The sequence below is a fragment of the Caproicibacterium sp. NSD3 genome, from assembly GCF_053613275.1.
Genome location: NZ_CM132119.1, coordinates 990,473 through 1,006,928 on the forward strand (window position 1 = coordinate 990,473; position 16,456 = coordinate 1,006,928).

The following is a 16,456-nucleotide window of genomic DNA, read 5'->3' on the forward strand; positions in this document are numbered from 1 at the left end:
ACCCTATGGGTTTTTGGAATGATCTTAGCGCCAGATTATTTGATGATTTTATCCGTCAGAATCGGTATCTGTATCTGGTCAAAGGACTTGGAAATACGCTGTTGATCACAGCAGGCGCTTTGCTGATTGGTGTGATTTTGGGCGTTTTAGTTGCTCTGGTACGTGTGGCGTATGGCAATGGACAGCGCAGCTGGTGGATTCGTGTTTTGAATGCGATTGGCGGCCTCTACCTGACCGTTATTCGCGGTACGCCTATGGTAGTACAGTTGATGATTATGTATTTTGCAATTCTGACTAGTGGCGCGCCTCTGGTGATTGCAATTCTATCATTCGGAATTAATTCCGGTGCTTATGTGGCTGAAGTAATCCGCAGTGGGATTCAGTCGGTGGATCGCGGTCAAACAGAAGCAGGACGTTCTCTGGGACTGAGTCAAAAGCAAACACTGATTAAAATTATTTTGCCGCAGGCATTTAAAAATGTAGCTCCTGCGGTGTTTAATGAATTTATCGCGCTTTTAAAAGAGACTTCTGTTGCCGGATATGTTGGCATCCAGGATTTAACCAAGGGCGGCGATATTATTCGTTCCATTACCTATGATGCGTTCCCGCCGCTTCTTGCAGTTGCTTTGGTCTATCTGCTGATCGTGATCGGGCTTACAGCAATCCTGCATCATATTGAAAGGAGGCTGGCAAGAAGTGATCTCCGTTAAAAATCTTCATAAATCGTTCCATACGATGAATGGTACGGTGGAAGTGCTCAAAGGAATCAATCAAGAAATTGTAGATGGAGAAAAGGTTGTTATCATTGGACCTTCCGGTTCCGGTAAAAGTACTTTTTTGCGCTGTATGAATCTGCTGGAGATGCCAACCAGCGGAGAAATCTGGTTTGATGGAAAAAGAATCAATGTGCCCGGAGTCGATGTCGACGCAGTTCGCCGTCAGATGGGCATGGTATTCCAACATTTTAATCTTTTTCCGCATTTAACGGTACAGCAAAATATCACGTTGGCTCCTGTAATGCTGAAGCTGAAAACACAGGAAGAAGCCGATGAAAGGGCAATGCAGCTCCTGAAACGAATTGGACTTCCGGATAAAGGGGATTCTTATCCATCCCAGCTTTCCGGAGGACAAAAGCAGAGGATTGCGATTATCCGTGCTTTAGCGATGGACCCTAAGATGATGCTGTTTGATGAACCGACCAGTGCTCTGGATCCTGAAATGGTTGGTGAAGTGCTGCAGGTTATGAGAGAGCTTGCCCAAGAGGGCATGACAATGGCCGTTGTAACTCATGAAATGAATTTTGCAAAAGAAGTTGCAACGCGGGTGTTGTTTGTTGATGATGGTCAGGTCTTAGAAGAAGCGCCGCCGGAAGAATTTTTTGAAAACCCCAAACATCCCCGTTTAAAGGATTTTCTTTCAAAAGTTCTTTGATGGACAAGGTGGATTTTTCAAATTGGATCGTCTGAAACTCCTTTTCTTTTCACAAAAAATATGATACGATTTAGAGTACGGAGAAATCCGCGCTCTTTTTTTATGGAATTAAAAAGGACAAGTCTTTTCATGAAAGAGACTTGGAAGGGGAGTATCAGCTATGCCTGCAGCAATTACACATTATCTGCAGTCCCAAAAAGTTTTGGAAGAAATGAAAAAGGAAAACATTCAGGTCCAAAATGGTGATGCATTTCTTTGGGGCGCACAGGGACCGGATTTTCTTTTTACACATCGTTATTTGCCATGGCAAAGGGGAAAAAGTCTCTGCGAATGGGGAGGGAAAATTCATCGGGAAGCTCCCGAACCTTTTTTTCGCGCGCTGCGTAATGTTTGTGGCCAGATGCCGGGTAGCTTGATGCGTTCCTATGCTTATGGATTTTTATGCCATTATTCTTTGGATCGGACCGCTCATCCGTATGTGTTTTACTGGGCAAATTTTTTGAAAGAAAAAGATCCTTCTCAGGATTTAAGTGTTTATCACAATGAGATTGAGTCCGCTCTGGATACCATTGTTTTAAGAAGTGAATTAGGGGAACTTCCTGTTGATTTTCCGCTGACTCGTACGGTTCCGCAGGATGAGACAGTTCAACAAAAGATTGCAGAGCTCTATCAGCAGGTCATTTTATCCGCTTATGGGAAAAAAGTATCCCAAGAGGCTCTTTATCAGGCAACAAAAGATTGCCGCACAGCTTTTCGGTTTTTGACTGATAAAACTGGTTTAAAGCGTGCCTTTTTGAGAAAAATCGAACATTCAGGAAGAACGATCACCAGCCATATTCGCCCTATTATGGAAGATGAAAATTTTGATTATGCTAATATTTTATTGGCACCGTGGTCATGGGAGGGAGCAGAAGGAACTGGAAGCTTTTTCGATTTGATCGATCAGTCGGTAGAAGATAGCATGGAATTAATTCGTCATTTCTTTTCGACAAACGATTTTTATGAATTTACAGAGAACAGAAATTTTGAAGGGAGAGTTATTTTAAGTGAATCAGATTAAAAGTTTTTGCGTGAACCATGATGTATTAATGCCTGGCATTTATACTTCTCGTATTGATGGGGATATTATAACTTATGATATTCGTATGCGCAGACCAAATCATCCGCCATTTTTGGAAAATGCAGCGCTGCATACGATCGAGCATTTGTTTGCAACTTTTGCCCGCAACAGTGCTTATTCCGACCAGGTCATTTATTTTGGACCAATGGGTTGTCGTACAGGATTCTATTTTTTGGTGCGTGATCTTCCTCCTCAAACAGCAATTAACTTGATTATCGAGATTTTTCAAAAGATCGCTCTTTATCAGGGAGAGATCCCAGGAGCAAAAGCAAAGGAATGCGGAAACTATCAGGAACACGATTTAAATGGTGCAATTTGGGAGGCAAAGAATTTTTTGCCTGTCATTGAGCATTGGACTGTTGAAAATTTACAATACAAACAATAAAAGACAAATTCCGTTGTAGAAATTGACAATTAAAAATGGTTGCAAAATTGTAATCTTTGCGGTAGAATATGAATTATTACAAATGTGTAACATAAATTACGAATGCGTAATATATTCTATATGCAAGGAGGAGCAATTATGAGAAATCCAATCAGAGATCGTCGTTCTCATAGTGACCATTCTTTTCTTTCTCAGGTAGGCCGTGAGACAGAGACCTATTTTTCTGCGGAGAACGACTGGCAGAAAGAAAGTTTTTCTGCCACGTTTCGGGATCGAAAGGTACGCTATGCGGCCAGCCTTTTAGTAGTGGCATGCTTGATTGGCGGCATACATCTGATGACGCCTAGAATTACCGCTTATGCGTCGGTACAAAAAGCATCTCAAAATCAGGAAGTACAAACAACGATTTCTGATTTAAAAATCAATACAAACCAGACTTATGTGCCTGCTTTTCGCGCGACACCATCTTCCGTATCGGATCATCTTTCTTCTTCGGCCGATAATCTGCTTTTACAGAAGGATCAGCAGATCGGAGTTGACAGCTGTGGGCTGTATATAGATGGAAACTTTGTAGGTGCAGTAAAAGATGAAAGTGAATTGCAGAAACTTTTGCAGAATTTATTGGATTCGGCAAAAGGAGATGGAGAGGATGATACTTCCACATTCCTTTCTGATGTTAGATGTATTCCGGGCACTTATCCGGCTTCGTCTGTTTTAACCGACGAGACGATGAAAGCATTGCTTTTATCAAAACAAACGGTACAGACGAATTATCAAGTTCAGAGCAATGAAAATGCCCAGAAGATTGCAAATGAAAATGGGCTTACTGTTGAGACCCTCTCTCAAAAAAATCCGGATGTTGATTTTAGTTCTCTTAAGAGTGGAGATACCATCAAGCTTTCTCAGGAGAAGCCGCTGATTTCCATTCAGTCCGTTTGCGCAAAGCAAGAAACAGAAGAAATTCCTTATGATACCGTACAAAAAGACAGCGATACGCTTTATAAAGGACAGACTTCTGTAGAGACAGAAGGAGAAAATGGCCAAAAGCAAGTCACTTATTGTATTACGAGTGTCAATGGCAAGGAGACGAATAAAGAGGCAACTCATACAGAGGTGCTTAAAGATGCGGTTTCTAAGGTCATATTGACTGGGACGAAAGACTGTCCTGCAGGAATGGCGACTGGTACTTTTGAGTGGCCAACGCCGACCATGCATACGATTACGACAGGGTTTGAATATCGTTGGGGAAAGTTCCATCCCGGCATTGATATTTCTGACGGAAACGCCTTTGGATCTCAAATTGTTGCAGCAGACGGAGGAACTGTCACCAAGGCTTCCGATACCGGAGACGGATACGGAAACTGCGTGATGATCGATCACGGCAACGGTTATGTGACCTTATATGGTCATGCTTCTCAGCTTCTTGTTTCTGTTGGTCAAAAGGTACAAAAGGGACAGCTAATTGCGTTAGTGGGCAGCACCGGATATTCTACCGGCCCTCATTGCCACTTTGAAGTGATTCTTAACGGAACGAAAGAAAATCCGTTTTCTTATGTTTCTCAATAATTGTCTAATATAAAAAACAGGAGTGCTTGGCTGATTTAAAAGCAGCGAAGCACTCCTGTTTTTTATAAAGATTTGGCACGACAATGATCATTCTTTTATTCGAAAAAGTTTTTTAACAGATTGATATATTGCTCTGTATGTACCAAACTGAGCTGACCATGTTTCATATTTTTAGCAATATACAGTTGGCTTTTCGGGATTGTACGATGCAGCAATTCGGCAGATTCCTTCATCACTTTAATTTCGTCTGAGCCGACAATAATCAAGACCTTTGCATGAGTATCTGCGATAGAAGGCTTTAAATGATAATTACCGTTACTCAGTGTAAGGTTAATTAAAGACTGTTTGCTGATTTTTTGACTGTCCTGATAATAAGTTTCAAATAGTTCATCAGGGACACACAGGGACTTTGCCTGTAGTTTAGAGAACCAGCGCTTTTTAATCAGACCATAAAGCAGTTGGTAAGCTGGAACTGTTATAGTAGTTGTGCCTTTAATGGGAATTGTTAGAGCACTTTCAATAATGGCATATTGAGTAATATCAGGCTTTGTAGACAGTATTTCCACTGTAATCTGTGCACCAATAGAAAGTCCGCCAATCGCAAATACCTTTCCATCGCAATGGGTTTCAATATAGCTGATTAGTTCTTCTGCGCATTTCTGAATGCTGATAAATGTTTCAGAGCCATCTTCACCATGCCCGTCTAAAATAGGGGTTACTAGATGAAACTCGGATGACAAAAGCTGTACAGTGTAATTCCACGACCAGTCGGATAACCCACCGCCGTGCAGTAGGATAATGGTTGGAAGCTTTTTATTTCCTGTTTCTTTAAAAATCATAAATTCGTTTCCTTTTGTAAATTTAGTCTGTTTGTTAAGCGTAAGGTGTATTATAAACTAAGGTTTGTTAACTGTCAAGAAACCGAAAAAAATTTTAGGATCAATAAAAGAGTCGATGCAAATTTTCTTTGTTAGAAAATTGTACCGACTCTTTTTACAGGATTTCGATTTAAACTTTTAAAAAAGATTTTGCAAAGTTGGAACTTCGCTTTCTTTTAAATATTCCAATTGAACAGTTCCACGATCGCATTCAGAGTAAAATTGTTCAATCGAATTTGTTTCACATAATTCCGGCAGTGTAGAAAGTGTTTGATCAATGGCCTCTAGCCTAGCATGAGGCATAAAGGTGCAGAGAACCTCATGGCAGCCCTGCCAGTCCTCTTTTATTTCCATGCAAAGTTCCTGTGCATGGTCATAATCCCCAGAAGCAGAGACCGATTTTGCATTGGTAAGTTCCTGTATCATATTGTCTGTATACTGCAAAGTTGTGTGCATTCCCAGATTGCAGACTACGCCCAGCAGAACCGCAAGAACACCGATGATAATAAGCCGATTCATACTTTGCCTCTTTTCCGAATAATCTGATAATTGCCACTGGTATCGGCAGTCATGATAAAAATATCTTTTAGCTGCAACTGTTTGCTTTTCAGAATGTTCTGTAACCAAATACGATTCTTATTGCAAAGATTGAGTGAAGAATCGTTGATGATACCATCGCTGATCACAACGGTTTCGAATCCGGAATCGGTTTGAGCAACCCCAAGAGCTCCCGCAGTTGGCATTTCTTGTTCAGGCTTTTTTAGAATGCTCATTTTTCCGTTTGTTTCAACAATTGCGTAGGAGACATCAGAAATATGAAAAACATTTTTTTGCCGAATTGCTTCAAATAAATCTTCTGTTGTCATTCGTAGGCGGTGCATTTCCTGCGGCTGAATTTTGCCGTCTCGGATGACAATGATGGGCTTTCCACAAATCATTTCGCGGAATTTTCCGCTTTTCATCATGATAAAGGATACGCCCACTTCGCAGATTGCCAGAACGGCGATTGGAATGAATCCGCTTGCGAGAGGCTGACCGGTATCCTGCATTGGAATGGCTGCAATATCAGAAATTAAAAGTGTTACCACCAGTTCGCTTGTCTGCAGTTCACTGATTTGTCGTTTTCCCATGAGCCTAACCGCTGCTATAATCACTATGTATAGCAGTAGTGTACGGATTAAAGAAATCATCATAAATACATCACCAATTTTATTATGAACAAAAGGGGGAAAGCTATTCATGTTTGGCAAAAGATTGTAATCCGTTTTTGCAGATGATATAATATAAAGGTTCGTATAAACGTCTTTATGAGCAGAAATTTTGAATGCAGGGATTTATTTGTCTGCACTCTCAGTGATTGTACCAGGATATAACAGCGAAGAAAAATTGAATTCGTGTGTAGAAAGTATCCTGAAGCAGAGTAATCCCGATTTGGAATTGCTGTTGATCAATGACGATTCGAAGGATCGTTCACTGGAATTTTGCCATCAGTTTGAGCGTCAGGGTTCTCGCGTTACCGTGTATGATAAGTCTCTTCATTTGATGGAATGATACTTTCGTTATTATATTCGGCAAACCACTTAAATTTTGATATCAACGGAGGAATATCCATGATTTTAAAAGAATTGATACAGGATCTGCCTTGCAGTTTAAAAGGAGACAATACCGCCGAAGTTACGGGTGTTATTTATGATTCCAGAAAAGTTGTTAAGGGCAGCGTCTTTGTTTGTATGGTAGGACCAAATTTTAATGGGCATCAGTTTGTGAAACAGGCTCAGGACGCCGGTGCTGCAGCCGTCGTTGTACAGGAAGATGTCCAAACGCTTTCCTGTGCTGTTGTCCGGGTGGAAAATACAAAATATGCGCTTGCTGTATTGTCGGCAGCATGGTTTGGAAATCCTGCCGAGGAACTTACGGTAATTGGAATCACCGGAACCAAGGGGAAGACGACTGTCAGCTATATGGTACACTCTATTTTAGAGAGTGCAGGAATCCATACCGGAATTATCGGGACGATCGGTACGGTTATCGGAGACCAGATTACAAAGACAGAGAATACAACGCCTGCCTCTTATGAGATTCAGTCGGCTATGCGTCATATGGTAGAATCCGGCTGTAAAGCCTGTGTGATCGAGGCAAGTTCCATTGGCCTTCGGGAGCATCGGGTCAGCGGTTTTACGTTTGATATTGGTTTATTTACCAATTTTTCTCCTGACCACATCGGTGGTGTAGAGCACAAAGATATGGAAGAATACCGTCGTTGTAAAGCAATGCTGTTTCAGCAGAGCAAGTTGGGAATTATTAATCTCGATGATCCAAATTGGCAGGGAATCGTCGAGGGGCATACTTGTCCCCTCGAATTTTATGGATTTTCAGATAAAGCTGAGCTGCGAGCTTCCAATGAAAAGCTCGTTTCCCGCCCGGGTTATCTTGGAGTTCAGTTTGATTTGCAAGGAGCAGTTAACGCTAAAAATATCACGGTGGATATTCCGGGAAAATTCAGCGTTTATAATGCACTTTCTGCAGTGGCGGTTTGCCGTCATTTTAATGTTTCTGAAAAAGCGATCCGAGAGGGGCTCGATACGGTTAAAGTAAAGGGCAGAGTAGAGCCTGTTCCTGTGCCCGGCAATTATACGTTGCTGATTGACTACGCCCATAATGCGGTCAGCATGGAAAACATTTTGACTACTTTGCGGGAATATCAGCCGCATCGTCTGATTTGCCTTTTTGGAGCGGGTGGAAATCGTCCGAAAATTCGCCGGTACGAAATGGGTGAAATGAGCGGAAAATTTGCGGATTTGTCTGTTGTAACAGCAGATAATTCCCGCTTTGAAAATGTGATGGATATTATCGCTGATATTGAAATTGGCCTGCATAAAACCGACGGAAAGTATCTAGTCATTCCGGATAGAAAAGAAGCAATCCGCTATTGTATGGATCATGCGGAAGACGGGGATATTGTTGTTCTCGCAGGAAAGGGCCATGAGGATTATCAGGAAATTAAGGGCGTAAAATATCATCTTGATGAACGTGAAGTTGTCCGTGATATTCTAAAGTCGGAAGGGAAGGCGTAAAGAATTTTATGCAAATGACGGTAAAAGAAGCTGCAGAGGCTTGCGGTGGAAAGATTCTCTGCGGAGATCCTACAGCATTGATTACATCGGTCTGTACGGATAGTCGGCAGGCAGGGGTAGGCTCGCTTTTTGTCCCGATTCGCGGAGAACACACCGATGCACATATTTATATTCCAGCAGTTTTTAAAGCAGGTGCTGTTGCTACTTTCACGCAGAACCATCAGTCGATGCATGACAGCCATGTGTGGATTGCAGTGCCGGATACTTTGAAAGCACTGCAGACGCTTGCTGGTGCTTATCGGAGAAAGTTTTCTCTTCCGGTGATTGGGGTTACAGGGAGTGTCGGAAAAACAACGACCAAGGAAATGGTGGCGTTGGCGCTTTCTTCTGAGCTCAAAGTGATGAAAACGCAGGGAAACCAGAACAGTCAGGTCGGTTTGCCGCTTACGATATTTCAACTGGAAGAGGATCAGCAGGCGGCAGTGATCGAAATGGGTATGAGCCAATTTGGAGAGATGAGCCGTCTTGCGGAAATTGCAGCACCAAAGTATGCGGTGATGACGAATATCGGAATTTCTCATATTGAAAATTTGCATACACAGGAGAATATTTTGGAACAAAAGCTACATATTACCGATCAGTTCCAAAAAGATTCCGTCCTTTTCTTAAATGGAGATGATCCGCGTTTAGCTTCTTTGCATGGAAAGCTTCCCTTTGAGGAGATTTATGTTGGGACTTCCGAAGAATGTGATTATCGAGCCAAAAATATTCAAATGCAGAATGGACATACTTGTTTTCTGGTAAGCCACGGAAAGTCCGAATGGCCAGTCTATCTGCCGGTTCTCGGGACTCATCATGTGATCAATGCCATGCTGGGAATTGCAGTGGCAGAAAAGTTGGGAGTATCCGCTGAAAACGCAATTTGTGCTCTGAAAAATTATCGTCCGCTCGCGATGCGTCAACAGATTCATGAAGCAAACCGTATTACAATTATTGATGATTCCTATAATGCCAGCCCGGATGCAGTCAAGAGCAGTTTGGAGGTGCTTTCTTCTTTTAAGAAGGGAAGATGTGTGGCGGCACTTGCTGATATGTTGGAACTGGGAGAATGTTCTCAGAAAGCACATTTTGAATGTGGAATTTGCGCGGCAAAATCCGGCGTTGATTTTTTGGTTACGGTAGGGGAGCGTGCAAAAGAGATTGTAAAAGGAGCACTGAGTGTAGATCCCAAACTTGAATACAAAGAATGCGAAACAAATGAGCAGGCAGTGAAAGCGCTTAAACAATATTTGACTGCCGGGGATACTGTTTTAGTGAAAGGCTCCCGCAGCATGCATACGGATGAGATTGTGCGGGCTTTACTATAAAATCAGAAGGACTTTTTTGTTAGAATAAAAGTAAAATTAACGGCCTTTGCGGATTGTGCAGAGGCCGCTTTTTCTTGTTATGAATGCCGTAAAAACGGTTGACAACAAAGGTGAGATATGATATTATATTCAAGTCGGAAAATTGAAGATAAATGCGAGAGTGGCGGAATTGGCAGACGCGCATGGTTCAGGTCCATGTGAAAGCAATTTCATGGGGGTTCAAGTCCCCCCCTCGCACCATCAGACTGAGTCTGGACGCAATTCGCGTCCAGACTTTTTGGTGTTTATATAAGATGATTTAGCTCTCGCTTGTACTCAATCCTCCAGCATTTTTACGCAATCTTTTCTCCGCTTTTTATAAATCATTAGTATAAAAGAAAAGTTGATTTAATCCCGGAAATACCACCCAGGAAAATAATGATAATGAATTTATTGATGAACTAAACAACTATCGGCCGAATATTATTATAGAGTGAAAGGGAGTGTTATTACCATGGCCCAACTAACAGTAGACCTTGGAACGGCTACTCGATTTGCAGTCCTGGCCGGATCTGGAATTACTAACACTGGTGTGACCACGATTACGGGGGATGTTGGGACGTTTCCAACAACAACTGAAACCGGCTTTGGAACAGTTACAATACTTGGGATAAATCATATGGGGGACGCTGTTACGCAAGCGGCAAAAAACGACTTAGTCACAGCCTATAACGATGCAGCAGGAAGAACGCCTGTTATTATCCCGACTGAACTTGGCGGAACAACATTGACTCCTGGCGTTTATGCTTCAAACGATGGCACTTTCCAGATAACGGGGACTCTTACTCTAGACGGTAATGGTGTCGAAAATCCCGTCTTCATATTTCAGACTGCCACTACGCTCATAACAGCATCAGGCAGCAGCGTGGTCCTTATAAATGGAGCTCTTGCATGCAATGTATTTTGGCAAGTAGGAAGCTCAGCAACGCTCGGAATTGGGTCTTCATTCCAGGGAAGCATTCTGGCGTTAACGTCAATTACGGTAAATACGGGTGTAGTGGTGAATGGCCGAACACTGGCCAGAAATGGCGCTGTTACATTATCCGGCAACACTATCACAGTAACGATATGTCCTGAGTCTGTGCGTGGGGTGCCCTTGTGGTAGATGATATAAGGGAAGCATAAATTTGAGATGTTCCCCAAAATCAGTAGTCAATAAAGCTACTGATTCTACATAAAAGTGACTTTGTTCGGATTTGATGAGTCATAAGAATTCCTCTTGGTTTAATGGATGTTCCAGTTTTTGCGGGCGGCAAGCCGTTTCAAAATATTGTCAGCATCATTGGCAATGAGATTTGGGTTACTTGAAGTAGTGATTATTTTGCTTTTTGGAAGAATCATCGGAGTAAATCCGATGGAAATGGAAAGTCTGAAACTGCTCACCGACAGTTTGCAACAGATAAAATTTATCCAATCATTATTCCGTGCGAAAGCCAGCCTGTAATACAGGACCACCGTACCCATATTGGGTATGTATTTATCCAATGCCCCTAACTTCTTCGTTCCGGCGACGTGCGCATATTTTTCGCAGGCAATAAAAGAGAATTCAAAAGCCGCGATTTTATTTAGTAATTCATGCTGGGGGTTATCTTCGGTGTTCTCTAGAAGAGACACAATGTTCAAACGTATGTTTGGATTGTGGCTTAAGATATCGGCAAAATATCCGCGGGAGCGTCCACCCAGGATCAGCATGTAATGTTTCGCCTTGTGATTTTCCATTTCCTAACCATACTAAGTCTGAATACAGATTGCATTTGGGCTTTTTTATTTGAAGCTTCTTAAAAAAATAAAAAAAGGGACACTTTTTAAAAGTGTCCCTTTTTTACATTTAAAACTTAATAGTCTCCGCGTGTTAAATTATCTGCGTAATTTTGCAGACTTTCGAACGAATTGACGTTGAAAGATCTGGTACTGATCTGCTGCCGAACTGTCGGCGGAAGATTATCAAAATAGGCTTTTGCTTCCGGGTTATCCTTGAGCATTTCAAACATGTTTCCATATTTTTTATCCATAAAAACACCTCCGAAAAGAGTATGGACAAATAAAAGCAAAAAATACCATTTTTAAAAGAGGAAAAAGCGGTTATCAGTGAGGCTTTATTGTTATATCAAAAAGGAAAAGAGGGATTGATGTTTCTTTCAATTAAAAATTCTGTGATCAGTTGTAAAATTAAGATAAATGGAATTCCAATCATGAATTTTAATTTTCTGGTTTTGTGATGAAAAATCAGCATAGAGAAAAAAATTCCGAGACTGCCGCCTAAAATCGCCAAAATAAAAAGTGTTCGTTCTGGAACTCTCTGTTTGTTCAGTTTTGCAGCACGTTTGTCATGAAATATGAAAGCAGAGGAGAGTAGGTTGATAAAAAGCAGATAGCCAATTAGAAATTTTTCCAAAAGCATAGTCCTCCGTTCTAAAAAAATAAGATTGTCCCTATATATGATAGTACCGGATACTCTGATCGAAGTCAAATAATGAGGAGGATGTAAAAATGGTGTTTTCAATTCACAAGCATACAATTTTACTTGGAATTTTAGCATTAGTACTAGTTGTTATTATCTCAATGACTTTTGGAAGACGAAATGGTGAAGCGACTTCTAGTCTCTCACAGTCGGCCCCTTCAGAAAGCGCATCTGAATCATTGCCTTCATCTGCTGTAACCGCTGTAGAGGCATCGTCTGCAAGCAGCAACACAGACGAAATGCGGGCTGTTTGGGTCCCTTATATGACGCTGGATATGAGCCGTGAATCGGATAAAAGTGAACAGGCCTTTCAGCAGAAATTTGACAAAATTGTAGAGACCGCGAAACAGAATGGTATGAATACCCTAGTTGTTCATGTGCGCCCGTTTGCGGATTCACTTTATCCCAGCGCATACTTTCCGTGGTCACATTTAACCGGCAGTACACAGGGCGTAGACCCAGGCTATGACCCACTTGCCTATATGGTTCAGAAGACGCATGAAGAAGGGCTGAAATTTCATGCATGGCTTAATCCACTGCGCATTCAGGTAAATCAGACGCCGTCTATTTTGTCAGAACAGAATCCTTATAATCTCTACCGTTCCAGCGAGGAAACCGCCGACTACGTGGTGGATTGGGAAAATGGAAAGTATTTTAATCCGGCATACCCGGCGGTACGAAAACTCATTGCAGATGGAGCTGCAGAAATTGTCCATAATTATCCGGTGGATGGAATTCAGTTTGACGATTATTTTTATCCGACCGACAAAGAAGACTTTGATCAGAAAGCTTATCAGAGTTATTGTAGTGGCCAATCCGATGGTAGCCGTCTGTCTCTCCTGGATTGGCGTGCAGCCAATATTAATGCGATGATGACAGAAGTATATCAGGCAATTAAAAACGTTTCTGCACAGACTGTTTTCGGAGTGTCACCGCAGGTGAATTTAGAGAACGATCGAAAAATGGGAGCAGACGTTGCAGCATGGGGGCAAACAAAGGGCTATGTGGATTATATTTGCCCTCAGGTTTATGTGAATTTTAATCATCCGGTTCTCCCATATGAGAATGCGATTGAAACGTGGAGAAATTTAGTAACGGAACCGCAAGTAAAGCTTTATTTTGGTTTGGGACTGTATAAAACAGATTCCAATGCGGACAGCGGTGCGTGGGAAAATAGTACGGACGTGATGGCAAGGCAGGTGGAGGCGGGCCGTACGGCTAAATGCGATGGCTTTATGTTTTACGCTTATGATGACTTTCTGGCTCAGGAGAAGCAGCAGGAGGTAGAAAATGTAGTCAAATTGTTTCAATGACCGTCTTGTAAATGATAGGGAGCAGTGGTATACTAAATCCCACGGAAAAATCAAAATAAAGGACGGTTATTATGCAGCAAATTTTAGGAATTGTGCTTGTAGCAGCGATTTTATGCTTCTTTGCATTTTATGGATTTGGAAAGACAGGACATGCCAATCAAAAGCTCAAAAAAATTCGTTTTTATCAATATGGGACTTCTGCGTCGGCTGCGAAAGATAGCGATTTAGTCAAAAAATTTTATCCTGCATTTGAGGAGTGTCTGGCGGAGCAAAAACCGCTTACACACGAGCAGCGTGTAGATGATGATTTTATGGAAGCGATGCGCAGAGAAAAAACTTGTGCAGAGATGGAATATGAAAAAGATGCACCGGCGCTCCACTTTTTAGGGGAGATTGGCAATCCGAATTTTTTAAAAATGGGATATGATCGTTTGTTTCTCTGTAAAGAAGATGGATTGTTTTTTATTAGTTTTCATGGACAATATCAGAATGACCCCGTTTTTCTTAGAAATCTAGATTCTGTTTTTTCGTGTCTTGAAGAAAAATAAAAATTTTAACAATAAAAGGGACCGCCATTCAAAGCGATCCCTTTTATCATTTCTTTTGTAAAAAAACACCCGGATGAAAAATCATCCGGGTGAAAATTTTTATGTAGTTTCTTTATAGTCTACCATAGCAGTAGAAATGCTGCAGATTATAAGAAGATTCTGTTGAGCATTCCGAAACGCCGCCATCTTCTGCGTCGATCATCATATTGCTGCCGATGTAGATGCCAACATGTGTAACGGTTTCTCCGCAGTTGTAAGTTCCCTGGAAGAAGATCAAATCGCCAGGCTGTCTTTCAGAAACAGAAATTCTAGAACATTCATTGCAAAGTCCTTGTGCAGTGGTTCTGGAGATTCCATAAGCCCAGCAGATCAAACCGGAACAGTCAAAAGCATCTGGTCCAGCGGCGCCCATTACATAAGGCTTTCCAAGAGCAGATTCCGCTTTGGCAATCACGCTGGAGAAAGAGGCGGAAGATCCTGATCCTCCGGACGAACCAGAAGAGCCACTGTTGGAAGAACCACCACTATAGGAGCCGGAATTATCGTTTTCACTGTTCCCGGAAGTAGCAGTTGCCGTTTGAGTTGTAGAAGTACTTGCCGCAGTTTGTTGTCCGGACCAACTGCTGAGGGCGGCAGAGATCTTAGCGGTTTTTGCATCCAAAGAAGAACTCTTGCTTTCCAGATCAAGTTCTTGCTGTCCAATATCTTGCAGGAATTGCGTAGTTTCATTTAGGGAAGAGGACAACTGTTGCTGCTTTTGATCAACAGAGTCTTTTAATGCTGAGACTTCCTGACGCTTTTGGTCAATTACTTGTTTTTGATCCTGGACTTCCTGCTTCTCTGTTTTGAGCCGATCAATCAAGTCGGTATCGTGCTGCGTGACCATGGTGACTGCTTCTGTTTTGTCAGCCAGATCCAGCAGATCTGTTGAAGAGAGAAGAATTTGCAGGTTGCAGGCATCTCCACTCATGTAAAGAGCACATAGACGCTCTTTTAATTGATTGGTGTCATCGTCAATTTGCACTTGCTTTTTGTCGATGTCATCCTGAACTTGTTGTGCCTGCAGATCCAGGTCTGTTATCTGATTGTTATAATTGTTGACTTCGTCTTCAATTGTAGCGAGCTGTGACTGCAAAGCGGCGGCATAAGCTGCCTTTTGATCTTTGTTCTGCCGCAACGCGGAAAGTTGATCATCATTTTCTTTTTGTTGATTGGTAAGCTCAGACTGTTGTGCCTGCAGAGAAGCGCTATCTTCTGCATGAACAGCAGGGAGTGCCATGTTTGCAGTAACAACTGAGAAGGCCAAAACGACTGTTAAAATACGTAAGACTGCAGATTTTTTTAATTTCAATCGTATCCTTCTTTCTATTTTATTATCGTTGATTTTAAAATAAATGTAAGTTTTGTAATCATCAATTACATTTTTGTTACATTATATCACAATCTAATGATTTGTCAAATCTTTAATAAAAAAATCGTTTTTAAAGAAAATAAATGGTAAAATAAAGAAAATATAAGAATAATAGGGAATATGAGATGAACAATCATTTTTTGAAATTTAGATATCTTGGTGTTTTATAGATCGTGGTGACTGCTTTTTTATTTGTCCTTTTTGGAAAAGAGCTGTTAAATACATTCGCAAAGCCCTAAAATCAGCAGAATGCAGCCGGAAATTGCTTCTGCATAACGACCTAGAATTTTAGCTAAATAGGTTTTTCCAAGGTATTGCCCAAGGCATAGCATGGCAATGCTTACGAAAAAAGTGCAGCAGGAGGTTAAAACGGAAGGAAGTCCCGCAATGCTGGCACTAATTCCCATACCAAGATTATTAAGGGTCAGCGCGCAAGCAATCAGTAAAGTTTGAGAAAGAGAAAGGACGGAAGGGGAGGCGGTAAGAGATTGAGCGTTCGTATTTTTAGCCGGTGTCTCTTTGGGAGAAATCGGTCTTATACCATCCCATAAGAAATAGAGGCCGAGAAAAATCAGCAAAAGATTGCCGATCGTTTGTGCATATTTTGGGGCGAGAGAATGAGCTGCAAAACTGCCAAGAGTCATTGCAAGAAAGGTCCCTACACAGGAAACAAGAGCGATAATTACATTATACAGAAAAGGAATCCGAATTTTTCGGATTCCATAAGTAATGCCGATTGTCATATTATCAAGATTTGCGGAGCAAGCAAATAAAAAAGCCTCAAAAAATTGCATATGGTTGCCTCACCTTCAAATAATTTATAACCCAGTCTATACAAATTTAATTTGAATGGTGCTAACTTG

The 16,456-nt window shown here is 41.6% G+C and carries 19 protein-coding genes and 1 tRNA gene; 12 read left to right on the forward strand and 8 right to left on the reverse strand.

From position 1 onward, the window contains the following. Positions 1–5: 5 nt before the first annotated feature. From ACVS9P_RS04915 to ACVS9P_RS04935, 5 genes are all read left to right on the forward strand, one after another. The gene (locus ACVS9P_RS04915) at positions 6–710 is read left to right on the forward strand and encodes an amino acid ABC transporter permease (RefSeq protein ID WP_452104515.1); all 705 of its coding nucleotides are present in this window, start codon (positions 6–8) and stop codon (positions 708–710) included. Next, on the forward strand, positions 697–1,431 hold the full coding sequence (locus ACVS9P_RS04920; RefSeq protein ID WP_452104516.1) for an amino acid ABC transporter ATP-binding protein: 735 nt from the start codon (positions 697–699) through the stop codon (positions 1,429–1,431). The genes ACVS9P_RS04915 and ACVS9P_RS04920 overlap by 14 nt, the downstream gene beginning before the upstream one ends. Positions 1,432–1,591: 160 nt before the next feature. Then, on the forward strand, positions 1,592–2,491 hold the full coding sequence (locus tag ACVS9P_RS04925) for a zinc dependent phospholipase C family protein (protein WP_452104517.1): 900 nt from the start codon (positions 1,592–1,594) through the stop codon (positions 2,489–2,491). Beyond that, entirely contained in the window at positions 2,478–2,936 is a 459-nt protein-coding gene (locus ACVS9P_RS04930; RefSeq protein WP_452104518.1) for an S-ribosylhomocysteine lyase, read from the forward strand. The genes ACVS9P_RS04925 and ACVS9P_RS04930 overlap by 14 nt, the downstream gene beginning before the upstream one ends. A 138-nt stretch (positions 2,937–3,074) precedes the next feature. Continuing rightward, the gene (locus ACVS9P_RS04935; RefSeq protein WP_452104519.1) at positions 3,075–4,502 is read left to right on the forward strand and encodes a peptidoglycan DD-metalloendopeptidase family protein; all 1,428 of its coding nucleotides are present in this window, start codon (positions 3,075–3,077) and stop codon (positions 4,500–4,502) included. Between the two features lie 95 nt (positions 4,503–4,597). Here ACVS9P_RS04935 and ACVS9P_RS04940 read toward each other — a convergent pair whose 3' ends face one another. The 3 genes from ACVS9P_RS04940 to ACVS9P_RS04950 form a co-directional block, all read right to left on the reverse strand. Further along, positions 4,598–5,341 (reverse strand): alpha/beta fold hydrolase, encoded by a 744-nt coding sequence (locus tag ACVS9P_RS04940; RefSeq protein ID WP_452104520.1) that lies wholly within the window; start codon positions 5,339–5,341, stop codon positions 4,598–4,600. A 177-nt stretch (positions 5,342–5,518) separates the two neighbouring features. Next, positions 5,519–5,899: a DUF4363 family protein gene (locus ACVS9P_RS04945; RefSeq protein ID WP_452104521.1), complete on the reverse strand. Its 381-nt coding sequence runs from the start codon at positions 5,897–5,899 to the stop codon at positions 5,519–5,521. Beyond that, positions 5,896–6,510 (reverse strand): DUF421 domain-containing protein, encoded by a 615-nt coding sequence (locus ACVS9P_RS04950; protein WP_452104522.1) that lies wholly within the window; start codon positions 6,508–6,510, stop codon positions 5,896–5,898. The genes ACVS9P_RS04945 and ACVS9P_RS04950 overlap by 4 nt, the downstream gene beginning before the upstream one ends. A gap of 190 nt (positions 6,511–6,700) precedes the next feature. Between ACVS9P_RS04950 and ACVS9P_RS04955 the strand changes: the two genes are divergently transcribed. The 5 genes from ACVS9P_RS04955 to ACVS9P_RS04975 all read left to right on the forward strand — a co-directional run bounded on the left by ACVS9P_RS04955 (position 6,701) and on the right by ACVS9P_RS04975 (position 10,965). Continuing rightward, complete coding sequence (locus tag ACVS9P_RS04955; protein WP_452104523.1) at positions 6,701–6,931, forward strand: glycosyltransferase family 2 protein; 231 nt, start codon at positions 6,701–6,703, stop codon at positions 6,929–6,931. 59 nt (positions 6,932–6,990) lie between these two features. Beyond that, on the forward strand, positions 6,991–8,454 hold the full coding sequence (locus tag ACVS9P_RS04960; RefSeq protein ID WP_452104524.1) for a UDP-N-acetylmuramoyl-L-alanyl-D-glutamate--2,6-diaminopimelate ligase: 1,464 nt from the start codon (positions 6,991–6,993) through the stop codon (positions 8,452–8,454). Positions 8,455–8,462: 8 nt separating this feature from the next. Continuing rightward, positions 8,463–9,821, forward strand: coding sequence for a UDP-N-acetylmuramoyl-tripeptide--D-alanyl-D-alanine ligase (locus ACVS9P_RS04965; RefSeq protein WP_452104525.1), 1,359 nt, complete (start codon positions 8,463–8,465; stop codon positions 9,819–9,821). Between the two features lie 154 nt (positions 9,822–9,975). Further along, a tRNA-Leu gene (locus ACVS9P_RS04970) sits at positions 9,976–10,061 on the forward strand. Between the two features lie 253 nt (positions 10,062–10,314). Then, entirely contained in the window at positions 10,315–10,965 is a 651-nt protein-coding gene (locus tag ACVS9P_RS04975) for an ice-binding family protein (protein ID WP_452104526.1), read from the forward strand. Positions 10,966–11,084: 119 nt separating this feature from the next. On the opposite strand, the gene ACVS9P_RS04980 is transcribed toward ACVS9P_RS04975, so the two are convergent. The 3 genes from ACVS9P_RS04980 to ACVS9P_RS04990 all read right to left on the reverse strand — a co-directional run bounded on the left by ACVS9P_RS04980 (position 11,085) and on the right by ACVS9P_RS04990 (position 12,255). Further along, positions 11,085–11,552 (reverse strand): hypothetical protein, encoded by a 468-nt coding sequence (locus tag ACVS9P_RS04980; protein ID WP_452104527.1) that lies wholly within the window; start codon positions 11,550–11,552, stop codon positions 11,085–11,087. Positions 11,553–11,695: 143 nt separating this feature from the next. Then, positions 11,696–11,872 (reverse strand): YdeI/OmpD-associated family protein, encoded by a 177-nt coding sequence (locus ACVS9P_RS04985; RefSeq protein WP_452104528.1) that lies wholly within the window; start codon positions 11,870–11,872, stop codon positions 11,696–11,698. A 95-nt stretch (positions 11,873–11,967) separates the two neighbouring features. Then, entirely contained in the window at positions 11,968–12,255 is a 288-nt protein-coding gene (locus ACVS9P_RS04990) for a DUF1294 domain-containing protein (RefSeq protein WP_452104529.1), read from the reverse strand. A 95-nt stretch (positions 12,256–12,350) separates the two neighbouring features. Here ACVS9P_RS04990 and ACVS9P_RS04995 point away from each other — a divergent pair, with 95 nt between their 5' ends. Further along, on the forward strand, positions 12,351–13,634 hold the full coding sequence (locus tag ACVS9P_RS04995) for a glycoside hydrolase family 10 protein (RefSeq protein ID WP_452104530.1): 1,284 nt from the start codon (positions 12,351–12,353) through the stop codon (positions 13,632–13,634). A gap of 71 nt (positions 13,635–13,705) precedes the next feature. Further along, a complete protein-coding gene (locus ACVS9P_RS05000; protein ID WP_452104531.1) occupies positions 13,706–14,182 on the forward strand; it encodes a hypothetical protein in 477 nt (158 codons plus the stop codon). Positions 14,183–14,294: 112 nt separating this feature from the next. Here the strand turns inward: ACVS9P_RS05000 and ACVS9P_RS05005 are convergent, their stop codons facing one another. After that, complete coding sequence (locus ACVS9P_RS05005; RefSeq protein ID WP_452104532.1) at positions 14,295–15,533, reverse strand: C40 family peptidase; 1,239 nt, start codon at positions 15,531–15,533, stop codon at positions 14,295–14,297. Between the two features lie 275 nt (positions 15,534–15,808). After that, complete coding sequence (locus ACVS9P_RS05010; protein WP_452104533.1) at positions 15,809–16,387, reverse strand: manganese efflux pump MntP; 579 nt, start codon at positions 16,385–16,387, stop codon at positions 15,809–15,811. Positions 16,388–16,456 lie beyond the last annotated feature (69 nt).

Bases quoted from the DNA above. Each gene is read 5' to 3' on its own strand.
- ACVS9P_RS04915 (WP_452104515.1), top strand. From the start codon at position 6: ATGGGTTTTTGGAATGATCTTAGCGCCAGATTATTTGATGATTTTATC.
- ACVS9P_RS04925 (WP_452104517.1), top strand. From the start codon at position 1,592: ATGCCTGCAGCAATTACACATTATCTGCAGTCCCAAAAAGTTTTGGAA.
- ACVS9P_RS04935 (WP_452104519.1), top strand. From the start codon at position 3,075: ATGAGAAATCCAATCAGAGATCGTCGTTCTCATAGTGACCATTCTTTT.
- ACVS9P_RS04940 (WP_452104520.1), bottom strand. From the start codon at position 5,341: ATGATTTTTAAAGAAACAGGAAATAAAAAGCTTCCAACCATTATCCTA.
- ACVS9P_RS04945 (WP_452104521.1), bottom strand. From the start codon at position 5,899: ATGAATCGGCTTATTATCATCGGTGTTCTTGCGGTTCTGCTGGGCGTA.
- ACVS9P_RS04950 (WP_452104522.1), bottom strand. From the start codon at position 6,510: ATGGGAAAACGACAAATCAGTGAACTGCAGACAAGCGAACTGGTGGTA.
- ACVS9P_RS04960 (WP_452104524.1), top strand. From the start codon at position 6,991: ATGATTTTAAAAGAATTGATACAGGATCTGCCTTGCAGTTTAAAAGGA.
- ACVS9P_RS04965 (WP_452104525.1), top strand. From the start codon at position 8,463: ATGCAAATGACGGTAAAAGAAGCTGCAGAGGCTTGCGGTGGAAAGATT.
- ACVS9P_RS04975 (WP_452104526.1), top strand. From the start codon at position 10,315: ATGGCCCAACTAACAGTAGACCTTGGAACGGCTACTCGATTTGCAGTC.
- ACVS9P_RS04980 (WP_452104527.1), bottom strand. From the start codon at position 11,552: ATGCTGATCCTGGGTGGACGCTCCCGCGGATATTTTGCCGATATCTTA.
- ACVS9P_RS04985 (WP_452104528.1), bottom strand. From the start codon at position 11,872: ATGGATAAAAAATATGGAAACATGTTTGAAATGCTCAAGGATAACCCG.
- ACVS9P_RS04995 (WP_452104530.1), top strand. From the start codon at position 12,351: ATGGTGTTTTCAATTCACAAGCATACAATTTTACTTGGAATTTTAGCA.
- ACVS9P_RS05000 (WP_452104531.1), top strand. From the start codon at position 13,706: ATGCAGCAAATTTTAGGAATTGTGCTTGTAGCAGCGATTTTATGCTTC.
- ACVS9P_RS05010 (WP_452104533.1), bottom strand. From the start codon at position 16,387: ATGCAATTTTTTGAGGCTTTTTTATTTGCTTGCTCCGCAAATCTTGAT.